Below are 16,510 nucleotides of genomic sequence, written 5' to 3'. Positions count from 1 at the left end.
TGATCGAGGCTACATTATGACGGGAGTTTAATTAGCTTTATTACCGAGCGTTTTTCTTTTTTGCTTTCACATCTGAGCTTAACAGAAGGTCAAACAACGGAGTAATTTTACTCATTATTTTTTAAATTTGAAAGTTTTTTCATATTATTACTAAATTTTGAATAAACTACGATTTCCTATTGATATTCCGAACTTGGCAACGAACGCAAAATTTTTTGTAAGTCAATAAATTATCTTATGATGACAGAACCGATAGCAAGCCATGATTTTGTCAATCATCTTAATACTTTAAAACAAGAGAGGTTCAGCGGACAATTATTACTAAAAAGCTCTGTAGGACAAGAGTGGATTATTTATCTATTTCTGGGAAGAATTTTATACGCCTCTGGAGGAAATCATACCGTTAGACGTTGGTATAGAGCTTTAAAATCGCATTGTCCGCAAGTCGATATTCAACAGTTAAAACTATCTGCCGTTCCCTCTAACGCTTCAAATAGCTCAGATAATTGCTGGGAATGCCACTTGCTCAATGCAGGAATAGAGAAACAGCAAATTACTAGAGAGCAAGCAGGAAAAACGATCGCGGCGATTGTCTCTGAAGTCATGTTTGATATCACTCAAGCCATGCATGTAACATATCAGAGCAAGACAGATAACATTGCATTACCACAATTAGCACTACTCGATCCAGGGCAATTATTATCAGAAGTACAACAAGTTTGGCAGCTCTGGCAAAAAGCAAAAGTTGCCGATCGCTCGCCAAATAAAGCCGCAGTTATTAACCAACCAGAACAGCTTCAGGAACAAGTATCGCCTGCTGTTTATCAAAATCTAACTAAACTGCTAGACGGACAGCGGACATTGCGAGATCTATCAGTAGTCATGAATCGGGATGCTAAAGATGTCGTTTGTTCTTTGCTACCTTACATTCAAGCAGGTTTAGTCGAACTGATTGATATTCCAGATTTAGCACCGCCAGTCGCTCCAGCAGCGCCAGCCACAACGCCGCCATCCACACCTTCTGGCAAAGGACCGCTCATTGCTTGCGTAGATGATAGCCCGTTAGTCTGTCAAAGCATGGAACAAATTTTGACAGCCAACGGCTACAGATTTTTTGCCGTTCAAGATTCTCTCCGCGCGATCGCTAGTTTGTTGAGCCGCAAACCAGACTTAATTTTTTTAGATTTAGTCATGCCAAATACCAATGGATATGAAATTTGCAGCCAGTTACGTAAAGTTTCTGCTTTCCGTATCACTCCCATTATTATCCTTACTGGTAATGATGGCATTATCGATCGAGTTCGTGCCAAAATTGTCGGGGCTTCAGATTTTCTGAGTAAGCCAGTAGATGCAGAAACAGTTTTGTCGGTAACGTCTAAACATCTTAACAGTAATTCTTTGGTAGAAGATCTTTAAAATGATTCATTATGATGTAGCTGTCCTCGTTTGCACTGCCTTAAATCCGATCGCTTGTAATCGATCTAAATACTAGTTTATTTTCATTTGTTCTAGAGGTTGAAGCCATGAGTACAGTTTTAGTCGTCGATGACTCAATGACAGAAATGCAAGTCATCACTAGTTGCTTACAACGCGGTGGTTTAAGCGTTCAAACAGCAACTAGCGGAGAAGAAGCTTTAGTTAAAATTAGTAGTCAAAAACCAGATGTAATTATTTTGGATGTCGTGCTACCAGGTCGGAGCGGTTTTGAACTTTGTCGCGATCTCAAATCAGAAGCAGGAACGAGCATGATTCCTGTTGTCATGTGTTCCACAAAAGGTAGCGAAATGGACAAATTCTGGGGCATGAAACAAGGTGCAGATGCTTATATTACCAAACCTATCGATCAAGAAAAACTACTGCAAACTGTCAAGCAACTGTTGAAATGATTGGAATTAATATAACGATTGCTTGGCAAAGTTGCTAGCCAAGAACTGTTAGGAGAGCGGTCATGATATCGGAATTTACAACCAGGGGTATAGTAGCAGGAAATCCAAATGCAGAAGAAGCTGCTGGCTCAAAACAGCAGTTTTTGCGATTGCATTTGCCACCAGATACGACTGCCATATTGCCACTAGCTCAAATCGCAGAAGTACTGACCGTACCCACTGCTCAAATCGTCCCTATTCCCCATTTACCCGCTTGGGTCATGGGCGTTTATAACTGGCGAGGCGAGATTCTGTGGATTGTCGATCTCGGTCACAAGATCGGACAGGCTCCCCTATACCAACAAGGAACTAGTCGCTCTAGTTACACAGCAGTGGTAATTCACAGCACTCAGCAGGTTGCTGAAAGACAAAGCGATCGCAAAACAGGTAAAAAAGTGCTGGGATTATTAGTGAATCAGGTGGAAGACATGGAATGGTGCAACCCCGATAACATTCAATCCCCTCCCGCATCTGCTGTCACCCCTGAGTTAGTGCCGTATTTGCGTGGTTATTTTCCCAAACCGAATGGCGAAATCTTGGTGGTGTTAGATGGCGACTCCATCATCGCTGGAATGCCTCAACCAAAGACAGAAACTAGTTGAAATGCTTGAGCTAATTTCATCTTGCCCCATGACTAAACTTGCAAGTGAAAGTTTCCATCTCACTACTGATTTCTAAGTTAACGACTTAAACTATGAATTCTCCTTCCCAACCAAACTCAGCTAAAAATATTCATAAGGGTAACTACAACGAGCCTTTTTATGACGATACGTCATTTAGCGAACAGCCAATATCGGAAACTGAAGATCGGCAAAACTTTAAACAAGATCCTAGCGAACTAGAGCCGAACCAACAACCAAGCCAATCTGGTAAAAAAGGACGCAGTTTGAGGTTCAAAGCCACAGCAGTAGCGGTTGCCCTGAGTACGATTCCTGTAGTGGTAATTGGGGCAACTAATTATTTTTTGACCAATCAACAATTACATAAAGATGTTACGGAAAGCCAACTATTGCGAAATGAAGCTCTGAGTAAAGAGCTATCAAATTTCATGGTTGAGCGGTATGGCGATATTCAAGTGCTAGCAAATTTGCCAATACTAGCAAATCCTAAAGTAGTAGCAATCACAACGCCGCAAGAAAAGCAGAGCTTACTAGATCGATATATCAATGCCTATGGGGTATATAGCAGCATTGCTATGTTCGATCTCAACGGCGATACCGTCGTGCAATCTAAAGGGAAACCAATTGCCAATCACAAGGATGCCGAATATTTTCAGCAAGCGCTGAAAACTGGTCGCCCTTTCATTAGTCAACCAGCAGTCACTAAATCAACAGGAAAATTAAGTCTTCGGATCGCCGCACCAGTCAGAGATTCTCTAACTAACCAAATCATTGGTGTCGTCCGCGCTCAAATTCCAGCCGAAGCAGTAAGCAAGTTGCTAGAAAAATATGGTGCGAGCGAACAAAAATTTCTAGTGATTGATGCTAACGGAAAAGTTTTGGGTTCTCAAGATGCTGCTGACTTAGGAAAAGAGGTTACATCAATCTTTCCTAAATTGCAGCAAATGCAAGCAACGCTCGCGAGTGGAGCAACCACTGATATTCATACAACTCATAAAGAAGAACACATCTTGACGTATGCTCCTTTTCCAAAAGTAGAGGGGGTACCAGATTTAGGTTGGAGTACTGCGATCGCTAAAGAGTCAGCTCAAGCGTTTGCTGCCCAACGAGGACTGTTATTATTTGGTGTTGGTACGGCGATCGCGGCATTTTTAGTCAGCGCGATCGCTGCTTATTTAGTTAACCGCGCCACCCGTCCGCTTCTAGCTGCGGCAGATGCAGTAGAAAAATTGGGTCAGGGAGAGTTAGACACCCGCGTTGCTGTAGAGGGAGAAGACGAACTAGCAACACTGGGAACTAACATCAACCAGATGGCAAGTCAGTTACAACAACTTCTCCAAAATCAAACTACCCAAACTCAACAAGCTAACTTTCTCTCCGAAATTGCCTCTGCCCGCGATGGTGGTTCGGAAGATTTAGAAACTGTCTTCAGCCAAGCAGTGCAAGGAGCCAGAGAACTTTTACAAGCGGATCGAATCGTCGTCTATCGCTTTAATCCCAATGGGAGTGGTTATATTGCGGCTGAATCAGTGTTACCTGGCTTGCCGCGCGCTCTCGATAACAATGTTGACGATGCTTGTATTAGCGAACAACTACTGGAAGAATACAGGCGCGGTCGCGTTGTTCCTACTAGTAACGTCATGGCAGTTGGCTTTCATCCAGAACACCTGCGACTCATGGAACGTTTGCAAATTAAAGCCAATTTAGTTACGCCAATCTTGAAAAACGACCAGTTATTTGGCTTATTAATTGCCCATCACTGCGAACAAACCCACATTTGGCAGCAAGAAGAAATTAACTTCCTCAAACAGCTAGCGTCTCAGCTAGGAATTATCTTAAACCGCTTGTCATTCCTAGAACAGAAACAAGCTGCGGTGGAGCGAGCATCGATGGTGAAAGATATCACCATTAAGTTAACTCAAGGACTTGGCGTGCGGGAAATTATGGACACTGCGGTGCAAGAACTGCGCCAAGCGCTGAATAGCGATCGCGTCATCATTTATAGTTTCAACGAGCAATGGAAAGGTAGAGTAATTGTCGAATCTGTTGGTGAGGGTTTCCCCAAAGCTTTAGGAGCAGATATTGACGACCCTTGTTTTGCCAAAGGCTATGTAGAACGCTATCGTCAAGGGCGGGTACAAGCAACAGAAAATATATATGACGCGGGATTAACTGATTGTCATATTGCTCAGTTACAACAGTTTTCAGTCAAGGCAAACTTAGTTGCTCCCGTGATTCGTAGTGGCGAACTTTTGGGTTTACTGATCGCTCACCAGTGCGATGCTCCCCGCAAATGGCAGCAAGAAGAAATTGCCATGTTCTCCCAGGTCGCTACCCAAGTAGGACTCGCCCTCGATCGCGCCTCTCTGTTGGAACAGCAACAGAATGCTAGAGAATTCTTACAGCGCCGCGCTTTAGAACTGCTGATGGAAGTCGATCCCGTCAGCCGAGGCGACTTGACGATACGCGCCAACGTCACCGAAGACGAAATCGGGACGATCGCCGACTCCTACAACGCTACAATTAACAGCTTGCGGAAAATCGTGACCCAAGTACAAACCACTGCCAAACAAGTAGCTCATACAACGACGAGTAACGAGCGATCTGTCGGCGAACTCTCTCAAGAAGCACTGCGGCAAACTGGAGCAGTAACTGCGGCTTTGGAGCGGATTCAGCAAATGTCAGATTCAATTCTGGCTGTAGCCAATAGTGCCTCTCAAGCAGAAGCAGCAGTGCAGCAAGCAACTCAAACAGTAGCAGAAGGCGATACAGCCATGAACCGGACTGTGGACGGGATGATGGCAATTCGACAAACGGTGGCAGAAACCTCGAAAAAAGTGAAGCGATTGGGTGAGTCGTCGCAAAAGATCTCGAAAGTTGTGAATCTGATCGGTACATTTGCCGATCAAACTAACCTACTAGCACTTAATGCTTCCATTGAGGCAGCTCACGCGGGAGAGCAAGGACGAGGATTTGCGGTGGTAGCTGACGAAGTACGAACCCTAGCACGGCAATCGGCAGAAGCAACAGCAGAAATTGAAAGCTTGGTGAAGGATATTCAGACAGAAACAAATGAAGTGGTAGCAGCAATGGAAGCTGGTACGGAACAAGTGGTGACGGGTACTGTACTCGTGCATGAAACGCGGCAAAATCTGCTCAAGATTACGGAAGTAAGCCAACAGATTAGCGAACTCGTAGCGGCGATCGCTTCTGCTGCGGCGTTGCAATCTCAGACATCGCAAGTCGTGACGGCAACAATGACAGATGTAGCCGCGATCGCCGACCGCACTTCCAACGAAGCAACTGTAGTATCTGCGGCATTTAAGGAACTCTCAACGCTGGCGCAAGAACTACAAACTAGCGCCAGTCAGTTCAAAGTTAGTTAGTGGTGAGTGGTGAGTGGCTAGTAGCTGGTGGCTGGTGGCTGGAATTGCTCCCTCAGCTCCCTCAGCCCCCTCAGCTCCCTCAGCTCTCTTTCCCCTACTCCCTGCTCCCTACTCCCTACTCCCTCGAAAACGTATCTGCTATGCTAAATTCTCGCCTCAAACAAACTCCCCAAGTCTCAAACTCTGAGGTCAAAACATCCTCGCAACCACCGCGATCGCCACATAAATCTGCTGTTGGCAAACAGCGTCGCGGTCAACCGTGGAATAATTTTAGCTTTCGCACCAAGCTAACTCTATTGCTAATGTTGAGTGCGGCACTGCCTATAGTCGTGGTGACGCAGAAAAATGCTGCTGTGACGCGACAGAGAGAAATCCAAAACGCTCAAACATTTTTACAAAAAGCTCAAGCTAGTTTCTTATCTAACTATGCTACGTGGGTTGTTACGGAATCAGCTACAGAAGCGAATACGATCGCCGAAGTCGTGCAAGCAATGAAGGTTGACCTGCGCGATCGGCAGCAGGTAGCAGCTCAACGCCAGTTTCTCAATACTTTTCTGGGCAAATTTAGCGTCACAGATGGTAGTGGTTCTGTAGAAAAAAACCTCCGTGTCATTGTAGGTGCTGACGGAAAAACAATTGCTCAAAGTATTCGTACCTTATCAGAAGAATATTTAAATTTACCTGTAGATAAAGTAGAACTCAATCCTCCCTACCGCCAAGTTTCTCTGCCAACTGGTATCAATTTAGGGGATGTGCCGATCGTCCAACACGCTTTGCAAACAGGAAAAGTTTTAAGTGGTCTAGAACTCATTAATAGTAATGTTCTCAAACGCTTAGGGCAAGATAAGCAAGTGAATATTGGTATTCGTTCTCAACCGACAGCAGGTTTACCACCAGACAAACAACCCTCTCCCAATGGGACTTACAACGTTGATGCGGGGAAAATCGGATTAGTAGGGATGACAGTACAGCCAATTCTAGCAGGTAAAAAAGTTGTAGGTGCTGTCATCGTCGGTTCTGTAATCAACCAAGCACCAGGGCAGGTAGATAGTTTTAAAGACTTTGAAAAAGTTTCCTTATCAACAATCTTTGCTCGAGATTGGCGGGTGACAACGACTGTCCCATATACAGACGGTAAATCTAGAGCAATTGGTACGCGAGCTGCTAGAGAAGTAGCACAGCAAGTCTTAGATCGGGGGCAGGAATTTAACGGTCAGACAAATATCTTGGGGCAAACGTATCTTACAGCATACAGTCCTCTGTACGACCATGAAAAAATTTTGAATCCAGACAAAGCTAAGCCTGTTGGAATGGCTTTTGTCGGTACACCTTTAGATGAAATAGAAGCTCACATTCGCGAACAACAACTCTTCGCCTATGGCGTTTCTGGGGGAATGTTACTATTAATTGGTTTAGTTGCAATTCCAGTAGCAGGCTCTTTTTCTCGACCGCTCAAACGTTTAGCAAGTTTCGCACAACAGATTGGGATTGGAGAGACTGGCACGAGACTGGAAGAAGTCAGCGATCGCCACGATGAAATTGGCATTCTCTCCCAAGAATTGAATCAGATGGCAGCCAATATTGAAGCCAATCTGGAAGCTCGTCGCCAAGAAGCAAAGTACGCTCAATTTTTTGGCGATTTGGCAGCGAAAACACGAGATTTTCAAACAGTTGAAGACGTGTTAGCTCATACAGTCAGAGCTACCCGCGATGCATTACAAGTAGAACGAGTAGTAGTCTATCGCTTCCACCCTGATTGGAGTGGAATAGTTGTTGCCGAGGCAGCAATTCCTGGTTTACCGTCCTGCCTTAACACGACGATTGCCGATACTTGTATGCAGGCAAAAAAAGCTGAAGAATACAAGAAAGGTCGGGTGAGGGCGATCGACGATATTTATCGAGCAGGCTTAACTGATTGCCACATTCAATTACTTGAAAGATTGAAAATTAAAGCAAATTTAGTTGCACCAATTATTAAAAACGACGAGCTTTTTGGTTTAGTATTTGCTCAATATTGCTCAAAAGCGCATCTTTGGGAGCAAGCAGAAATTAATTTTCTAGAGCGCTTAGGATTACAATTAGGGTCATCCTTGCACCGGATCGATCTATTACAAGAACAACAAGATGAAGCTAAGCGCGGCGAGCTACTAAAAGATATCACGCTCAAAATTGCTCAAATCAGCAACCTACAAGATGTACTGAATGTTGCTACTGATAATATCCGGCAAGCGATCGCCACAGACCGAGTGGTGGTTTACGGTTTAGACCCGACTAACTGGAAGGGGACAATTATAGCTGAATCTGTAGCTAATGGTTTTCCAGTAGCAATGGGAGCTGAGATTGAAGATCCCTGCTTGAAGAAAGGTCAGGTAGAACGCTACAAAAAAGGACAAGTAACGAGTATTAGCGATATATACAAGGAGCCGAGAGTGACTGTTTGTTATCGCAAACAACTCGAACAATTTAGCGTCAAAGCAAATTTAGTCGCGCCAATTGTGCAAGGCGATCGGTTATTTGGTTTATTGATTGCTCACCAATGTTCCGGTGCGCGTGTTTGGCAGCAGCAAGAGATGGACTTTTTCCGGCAGTTAGCAACGCAAATTGGCTACGCTCTCGATCGCGCATCTCTGTTAGAGCAGCAAAAGAACGCTAGAGAGTTCATGCAGCAACGTGCTTTAGAACTGTTGATGCAAGTCGATCCAGTTAGTCGCGGCGACTTAACAGTACGCGCTAACGTCACCGAAGATGAAATCGGCACGATCGCCGATTCCTACAATGCCACAATTAACAGCTTGCGAAAAATCGTGACGCAAGTACAAACTGCCGCTCGACAAGTAGCTAGCACAACAACTAGCAGCGAACGATCTGTGGGCGAACTGTCTCAAGAAGCGCTGCGGCAAACCGAGATCATTACTGCCGCACTAGAGCGAATTCAACAGATGTCCGACTCAATTCGTGCTGTAGCAGCAAGTGCTTCCCAAGCAGAAGCAGTCGTGCAACAAGCAACTGAAACGGTAGCAGTAGGAGGTACGACGATGAACCGAACAGTTGAAGGAATGATGGCAATTCGGGACACAGTGACGACAACCTCGAAAAAAGTGAAGCAGTTGGGTGAATCCTCTCAAAAGATTTCTAAAGTCGTGAACTTGATTGGTAGATTTGCCGCTCAAACTAACTTATTAGCATTAAAAGCTTCTATTGAAGCTGCCCGTGCTGGAGAAGAAGGACGAGGATTTGCCGTACTAGCTGATGAAGTGCGCGTCTTGGCGCGGCAATCAGCAGAAGCAACCGCAGAAATTGAAAGTTTGATTGCCAACATTCAAGCAGAGACAAACGAAGTGGTAGCAGCAATGGAAGCTGGTACAGAACAAGTTGTTTCTGGAACAAAGTTAGTCGATGAAACTCGTCAAAGCTTGAACCAAATTGCCACAGCGAGCCAACAGATCGGCGAACTCGTAGCGGCGATCGCTTCTGCTGCGGTGTTGCAGTCCCAAACATCTGAAGTAGTGACTGCCACCATGACAGATGTAGTGGCGATCTCCGACCGCACCTCCCACGAAGCAACCGTAGTTTCCAGCTCCTTTAGAGAACTTTCAGCACTAGCACAAGAACTGCAAGCCAGTGTCAGTCAGTTCAAAGTGAGTTAGCGATCGGTGGCTAGTGGCTAGTGGCTAGTCACTAGTCACCAGCCACTAGCCACTTATCTTCCCCTACTCCCTACTCCCTATTCAGTATGGCGATCGACTCTGATATTCGCGACCAGGCTTATCAATTCTTCATTCAAGAAGCTCCAGAGCTATTGCAGCTCATTGAAGAGGAATTGCTGACGCTCAGAACGGAACGCAGCACCGCCAAAATTCATAACATGATGCGGGCTGCTCACTCAATTAAGGGAGGGGCGGCGAGTGTTGGTCTAGACACAATTAAAACCCTAGCTCATAGTCTAGAAGATATCTTTAAAGGGTTGCACAACCCAGAGTTAGATATTAATGCCGAAGTAGAAGGCTTGTTACTAGAAGCTTATGACTGTCTGCGTCTACCATTAATCGAGCAGATTGAAGACGGCCAGTGCAACAACGAGCAGGCAATGGCAACAGCAGAGCCAGTGTTTGCTCGGATCGAATCTAGTATAGGAAATTTCTTGAAAGGAGCGGCGGAGTTACCTAGCTCTGTCGATCTAGGGGTAGATATTGCACTCTCGATTTTTGAGGTGGATGTTGCTCAGGGAATTGAGCGACTCTCGGCTGTCATAACCGATCCTACAGGTAAAGAAATTGCAGGAGAATTACGAGCGCAAGCAGAAGTATTTGCAGGTATTGCCGAGTTGTTAAACCTGCCAGGATTCGGCGCGATCGCCTCTACCGCAATCGCCGCAATCGACGCTCATCCAGAGCAAGCTTTACAGATCGCTCAACTTGCTCTAACTGACTTTGAGGCAGGTAGACAAGCAGTGATGGCAGGCGATCGCACATCTGGTGGCAATCTCTCTCCAGCTTTAGCAGCACTAGTAGAGGCAGCCGCCCCAGCCGTTTTCAACATGCCTGTAGACGATGTTTTTGGCGCTTTGGCGGAGGTAGACTTAGCATCTATGCCATTGCCAGCAATTCCCGACTCAACAGTTGAAGATATATTTGGCGCATTAGATGCAATCGGGGATTTGACAGCAGTTCCAACTGCACAAACATCTTTAGAGAATGTATTTGGTACATTAGTAGAAACTGATGTCCCCGCAACACCGATTGCTGCCCCTGCTGCAACTACGCCCGAAATTACAGCGCTTCCCAATCTGGACGATATTTTCGGTAGTATCGGTCAAGACAGCGCGATCGCAGATGCCTCGCCAAGCGCCGCATCTCAAGCAGATAGCGCCTCTATTCCATCGCTAGATGATATTTTTGGTGACTTAAAATTAGCAGAAGAGCCAGCTGCGCCTGCTGTCGTTGCTGCTTCTGAGCAAAAAGCCACCGATCGCAGCGCTCAGGAAAATCCGTCAGACGCAATTCAATCAGTCGAGCAGATATTTGGCAATCTACCACCACTAGAAGATCTTGCCCTACCGACTGGGCGATCGGCTTCTATCGTACCAACCACACCCAAGGTACCGACAGTTGCAGAAAAGACTACCGCGATCGCTCCTAGCAATCCAGCTCCGCTTAAAATTTCTGGGGCAGCACGCCAAGCACCAGAAACAAGCAAAGCTGGTAATAAGGCTGCTAATCCTCAACTATCTCAGCTTTCAGTGCGCGTTGACCTAGAGCGACTGGAACGGATGAATAACTTAGTTGGTGAATTGGCAATTAACCGCAACAGTCTGGCACTACAAAACGATCAAATGCAAGCAATTATCGTTGCTTTACTGCGCCGTTTTGCTAAATTCAGACAAATCGCTCATAACTTGCGAGATTTTGCCGACCAGATGTTAGTTGCTCCTCAGAGCTACAGAGCGTTAACCAGTAGTACTGTAGGAAAATCTAATTCCGATCGTGTCACTGCGATCGCACCTACAGGACTTGCCTCATTCGGACAAACAAGCTTTGATTCTTTGGAGATGGATAACTATGGCGAGTTACACTCCCTGGTACAAACCACTCTAGAAGAAATCATGCAATTGGAAGAAACTGTGGGTGACGTGGTGTTACTGGCAGGACAATCTAGTCAAACGCTAGAAAGACAACGCCAAATGCTGAGTCATTTGCGGGATGACTTGATGTGGGCGAGGATGTTGCCTTTGAGTGAAGTTCTCAACCGTTTCCCACGCATGTTGCGCGACTTGTCTAATTCGTACAACAAACCAGTAGAACTCAAGTTAAACGGAACGGGGGTTTTAGTAGACCGAGCCGTGCTAGAAAAACTCAACGATCCGTTAGTACACCTGGTTCGCAACGCTTTCGATCACGGGATTGAAATGCCAGAAGATCGACAACAATGGGGCAAACCAGAGCAAGGGACGATTGAAATTCGTGCCTATCACCAAGGTAGCCAGACGATGATTGAAGTGCGAGACGATGGGCGGGGTGTTAACCTAGACCGGATTCGAGCAAAAGGAATAGACATGGGGTTATTAACTCCAGAACAAGCAGCCGTTGCCGAGCCATCGCGGTTGTTAGAATTGCTATTTGAACCAGGATTTTCTACAGCAAGTCAAGTCAGCCAGCTGTCCGGTCGGGGTGTAGGACTGGATGTGGTGCGCGACCAATTGCGATCGCTTAAAGGTAGCGTGACGCTTAACTCTGAACCAGGGCGCGGCACTGCTTTTACCTTACGCATTCCACTGACATTATCGATCGCCAAACTACTCGTTTGCTTTGTTGGTTCCACTGCTCTGGCGTTACCTTCTGACAGTGTTGCTGAAATTTTAATTCCCCAACCCGATCAGGTGAGAGTCAGTAGCGGCAAGAGATTCTTGCATTGGCAAGGTCATATTGTCCCTGCCTATCACCTATCCCAACTTCTTCAATATTCTTGCCCGTTACCGGAAACTCAACAAAATCAAAGTTTGGCAACTGTGCCTACCCCTGATGACTGGGCAGCACCGATTCTGTTGTTAGAACAAGACGACCAGCTGATTGCTATTGAAGTCGATCGCTTGGTAACCGAGCAAGAACTCGTCATTAAACCTTTCAGTCCCGCGATCGCGCCACCAATATATATTTATGGCTGTACGATTTTGGGTAATGGTTGTTTGATCCCAGTCGTTGACGTATCTGGACTGTTGCAATCCTTCTTTGGCGACGGACGGCGCGTCGGTGATGTTGGCGCTCTACCCAGCTTGCCTGTTGCGGAACTGCCAGATGATAGCAGTTCTACTCCATCAGCTCCTCCAGTTAAAACTGTGACTCCAACTGTGCTGGTGGTAGATGACTCAATTACCGTAAGGCAGACTTTGGCGCTGACTCTGCAAAAAGCTGACTATCGCGTTTTACAAGCTAGAGACGGTCGAGAGGCAATCAACCAACTACAACAAAATCTACACATTATCCAACTTGTAATTTCCGACGTAGAAATGCCAAACATGAATGGCTTCGAGTTCCTCAGCCATCGTAGGCAAGACCCACAACTATCAAAAATTCCTGTGGTGATGCTCACTTCCCGCAGTAGTGAAAAACACCAACAGCTAGCTAAACATTTAGGTGCTAAACACTACTTCACCAAACCTTACATCGAGCAAGAATTCCTAGCAGCCGTTAAAGGACTCCTGGCAGAAGGTGTTGCTCCTTAGTCATTGGTCATTGGTCATTTGTGCGCGATTGGGAGCTAAGTTCTTCTCTGCTCCCTACTCCGCGGCTAAAAGGCGCGAGGACACCTCGCGTCCTCCGCCCGCTTCCCTACTCCCTACTCCCTGATAACTGATAACTGATAACTGATATGGCAAGCGCTCTAGTTAGATCGAAAATTCAAGGTACGGGACAGATTGCTCAAGAGACAGCTACGTCCATAAAAATCGTAATGTTTCAAATGGGCGAATTTAACTTAGCTTTGCATATTAATAGCATTGTCAAAGTACTGCCACAGACAGTAGTTTATGGTAGCGGGCAAAAAGGAGTCGGACTGATTCATTTGAGCGATCGCGAGGTCACGGTGGTCGATCTCCAGCGGCGATTATTTCAGTCTAGCGGCAATCTCGATCCTGCAAAGCGGGGATATTTGATGCTCGTCCAAGACAGACAAAGAGAACTTTACGCCATTCCCGTTGCTCAAGTTCCTACTTTGATGGACATACCCTTGTCTTGCGTGCGCGTTTTACCTGAATCTTATCGCAATGCCGATATATTCGGCTTTGCAACTCACGTAGCCGTAATTCCAGCAACAGAACCACCACTGACAATCTTCATGTTAGACGTGGATCAACTGCTATTAGTCAGGAATGTAGAAATTGTTTAGGTGAGTCATTTGTCATTCGTCATTTGTGGTGTTTTCACTAGTGACTCATAGCCAACGAGCAATGTCAGCTTACGGCATTCAACACTCGGCGGTAGTTGTAGGTGTTAACGATAATGGAGGTAACACTAATACAAAGTAGAACCGCTTATGAGTGCGATCGCTACAGTTGACAATCCTTTATTAAAAGGTCAGGGATTGCCACCATTTGCAGATATTCAGCCAGAGCATGTGGTTCCAGCCATGACACAACTGCTGGCGGAACTAGAATCAGAACTAGCGAATTTAGAAGCAAACGTCACGCCAACCTGGAGTGGGTTGGTAGAACCTATAGATCGCTTGTCAGAGCGCCTGCGCTGGAGTTGGGGTATTGTCGGGCATTTGATGGGTGTAAAGAATAGTCCCGAACTGCGGACAGCTTACGAAACCGTACAGCCGCAAGTTGTAGAGTTTTATAACAAATTTAGTCAAAGTCAGCCGCTTTACGCAGCTTTTAAAGCATTACGAGCTAGCGAAACTTGGAATACCTTAGTAGATGCTCAAAAACGGATTGTGGAAGCAGCAATTCGAGATGCCGAGCTGTCGGGCGTAGGTCTAGCAGGAGAGCAACGCGATCGCTTTAATGCGATTCAATTAGAGTTAGCTGAACTTACCACCAAGTTTTCTAACAACGTTTTAGACGCAACCAAAGCTTTCAGTCTGACATTGACATCACCAGATGAAGTAGAAGGCTTACCTCCTAGTTGGTTAAGTCTAGCAGCTCAAGCCGCCCGTGCCGCAGGGGAAGAAAAGGCAACACCGGAAATTGGTCCTTGGCGCGTGACGCTGGATTTTCCTAGTTACTTGCCTTTCATGCAGCATGGCAAACGTCGGGATTTGCGAGAAAAACTATATAGAGCATTTATTAGTCGCGCTTCCTCTGGGGATTTAGATAATACTCCTTTGATTGAAAAGATTTTACAACTACGACGCGAAAAAGCCAATTTGCTTGGGTTTAATAGCTACGCAGAATTAAGTCTAGCTAGTAAAATGGCTCCCAGCGTAGATGCAGTAGAGACTTTATCAGAGGAATTGCGACGCGCTAGTTACGATGCTGCAAAGCAAGATTTAGAAGACTTGAGAACTTTTGCCGCGTCTAAAGGAGCGCCAGAAGGCAGCAACTTGCAGCATTGGGATATTGCATTTTGGGCAGAACGCCAACGAGAAGAAAAATTTGCTTTTAGTGCAGAGGAACTGCGCCCTTACTTCCCCTTACCCCAAGTCTTGGACGGGCTATTTACCCTAGTTAACAAGTTATTTGGGGTAACTGTCACGCCTGCGGACGGTCAAGCACCAGTGTGGCATGAAGATGTGAGATATTTTCAGATTGCTGACGAAACAGGAGAAGCAATCGCCTATTTTTATCTAGACCCCTACAGCCGTCCAGCGGAAAAGCGAGGCGGTGCGTGGATGGATGATTGTATTGGTCGGGCAAAAATGACAACTCACGAGGGTACAGTTGCCACCCGTAAACCTGTAGCTTATTTGGTATGTAACCAAACCCCTCCAGTCGATGGCAAGCCTAGCTTAATGACTTTCAACGAAGTGGAGACTTTATTCCATGAGTTTGGTCACGGTTTGCAACACATGTTGACTAAAGTAGACGATGCAGGGGCAGCTGGAATTAATAACGTTGAATGGGATGCAGTTGAGCTACCTAGCCAGTTCATGGAAAACTGGTGCTACCATCGAGAAACCTTGATGGAAATGGCGAAGCATTACGAAACTGGCGAGACTTTGCCAGAGCATTACTACCAAAAACTCATTGCTGCCCGCAATTATATGAGTGGTAGTGCAATGCTACGACAGTTACACTTCGGTTTAGTGGATATCGAACTGCACCATCGCTATCAGCTTGGTGGTACGGAGACAGCCAGTGACGTACGCCAGCGCATCGCCAAGACGACAACCGTATTACCACCATTACCAGAAGATGCCTTTTTGTGTTCTTTTGGACATATTTTTGCTGGTGGATACGCTGCGGGATACTACAGCTATAAATGGGCAGAAGTCCTCAGTGCTGATGCCTTCGGGGCATTTGAAGAAGCCGGATTAGATAATCTCCAGGCACTGACTGAGACTGGAAAACGTTTCCGCGATACCGTGCTGGCTTTGGGTGGTAGCCAACATCCAATGGATGTGTTTAAATCCTTCCGAGGTCGAGAGCCGAGTACAGAGCCTTTGTTAAGGCATAGTGGTTTGGCTGCATAGCGTTCTTGTAGTGGTGTGGCAAGGCTAAAATAGTGCAATAAGACAGGCGGAAAATGGGGGTAAGCTGATGGGTAAAGGTCGTAGAGATAAAGTGCTTTTAAATACACAACAAAAGCAAAAACTAGAAGAGATTAGTCGTAATGGATATGCCCCAGCCAAAAAAATACTGCACGCACAAGTATTACTGATGTGTGATGAAGGTGAGGGTGCAACGAAAAAATGGACGGATGAACAAATCAGTTTAGCTCTCAACCTGCATCGCAATACAGTAGGAAGAATCAGAAAAAGATTTTTGACACAAGGAGAGCAACCAGCCCTCAATCGTAGTCAACGTAAAAGTCCACCAGTTCCAGCAAAAATTGATGGTGAGAAAGAAGCACAAATCATCGCACTGTGCTGTTGTGAACCCCCAGCAGGACAAGCACGTTGGAGTTTAAGACTGTTAACAAAA

Annotated in this window: 9 protein-coding genes; all 9 read left to right on the top strand. The window is 45.8% G+C overall.

Going from position 1 to position 16,510, the window contains the following annotated elements; translation table 11 throughout:
• The first annotated feature begins 237 nt into the window (after window positions 1-237).
• Entirely contained in the window at window positions 238-1,416 is a 1,179-nt protein-coding gene (locus H6G17_RS13510; protein ID WP_192157907.1) for a response regulator, read from the top strand.
• 107 nt (window positions 1,417-1,523) lie between these two features.
• On the top strand, window positions 1,524-1,886 hold the full coding sequence (locus H6G17_RS13505; protein ID WP_015152324.1) for a response regulator: 363 nt from the start codon (window positions 1,524-1,526) through the stop codon (window positions 1,884-1,886).
• Window positions 1,887-1,948: 62 nt separating this feature from the next.
• Window positions 1,949-2,527: a chemotaxis protein CheW gene (locus H6G17_RS13500; protein ID WP_192157905.1), complete on the top strand. Its 579-nt coding sequence runs from the start codon at window positions 1,949-1,951 to the stop codon at window positions 2,525-2,527.
• Between the two features lie 92 nt (window positions 2,528-2,619).
• Window positions 2,620-5,931, top strand: a complete 3,312-nt coding sequence (locus H6G17_RS13495) for a methyl-accepting chemotaxis protein (protein ID WP_192157903.1) — start codon at window positions 2,620-2,622, stop codon at window positions 5,929-5,931.
• Between the two features lie 140 nt (window positions 5,932-6,071).
• Window positions 6,072-9,578, top strand: coding sequence for a methyl-accepting chemotaxis protein (locus H6G17_RS13490; RefSeq protein WP_192157901.1), 3,507 nt, complete (start codon window positions 6,072-6,074; stop codon window positions 9,576-9,578).
• A gap of 86 nt (window positions 9,579-9,664) precedes the next feature.
• Complete coding sequence (locus tag H6G17_RS13485) at window positions 9,665-13,150, top strand: hybrid sensor histidine kinase/response regulator (RefSeq protein WP_192157899.1); 3,486 nt, start codon at window positions 9,665-9,667, stop codon at window positions 13,148-13,150.
• A gap of 146 nt (window positions 13,151-13,296) precedes the next feature.
• A complete protein-coding gene (locus H6G17_RS13480; protein ID WP_192157897.1) occupies window positions 13,297-13,812 on the top strand; it encodes a chemotaxis protein CheW in 516 nt (171 codons plus the stop codon).
• Window positions 13,813-13,959: 147 nt separating this feature from the next.
• Window positions 13,960-16,059 (top strand): M3 family metallopeptidase, encoded by a 2,100-nt coding sequence (locus tag H6G17_RS13475; protein WP_192157895.1) that lies wholly within the window; start codon window positions 13,960-13,962, stop codon window positions 16,057-16,059.
• Between the two features lie 67 nt (window positions 16,060-16,126).
• Window positions 16,127-16,510, top strand: a 384-nt coding sequence (locus H6G17_RS13470) for a helix-turn-helix domain-containing protein (protein ID WP_192157893.1), incomplete at its 3' end; no start/stop codon positions are given.

It is taken from the genome of Chroococcidiopsis sp. [FACHB-1243] (assembly GCF_014696895.1).
Lineage (GTDB): Bacteria > Cyanobacteriota > Cyanobacteriia > Cyanobacteriales > Chroococcidiopsidaceae > Chroococcidiopsis.
The sequence above is the reverse complement of the archived record's forward strand: the minus strand, read 5'-3'. Positions and strand labels throughout refer to the sequence as shown.

Coding starts and splice junctions, on each gene's coding strand:
- H6G17_RS13510 (WP_192157907.1), top strand. CDS start 238: ATGATGACAGAACCGATAGCAAGCCATGATTTTGTCAATCATCTTAAT.
- H6G17_RS13505 (WP_015152324.1), top strand. CDS start 1,524: ATGAGTACAGTTTTAGTCGTCGATGACTCAATGACAGAAATGCAAGTC.
- H6G17_RS13500 (WP_192157905.1), top strand. CDS start 1,949: ATGATATCGGAATTTACAACCAGGGGTATAGTAGCAGGAAATCCAAAT.
- H6G17_RS13495 (WP_192157903.1), top strand. CDS start 2,620: ATGAATTCTCCTTCCCAACCAAACTCAGCTAAAAATATTCATAAGGGT.
- H6G17_RS13490 (WP_192157901.1), top strand. CDS start 6,072: ATGCTAAATTCTCGCCTCAAACAAACTCCCCAAGTCTCAAACTCTGAG.
- H6G17_RS13485 (WP_192157899.1), top strand. CDS start 9,665: ATGGCGATCGACTCTGATATTCGCGACCAGGCTTATCAATTCTTCATT.
- H6G17_RS13480 (WP_192157897.1), top strand. CDS start 13,297: ATGGCAAGCGCTCTAGTTAGATCGAAAATTCAAGGTACGGGACAGATT.
- H6G17_RS13475 (WP_192157895.1), top strand. CDS start 13,960: ATGAGTGCGATCGCTACAGTTGACAATCCTTTATTAAAAGGTCAGGGA.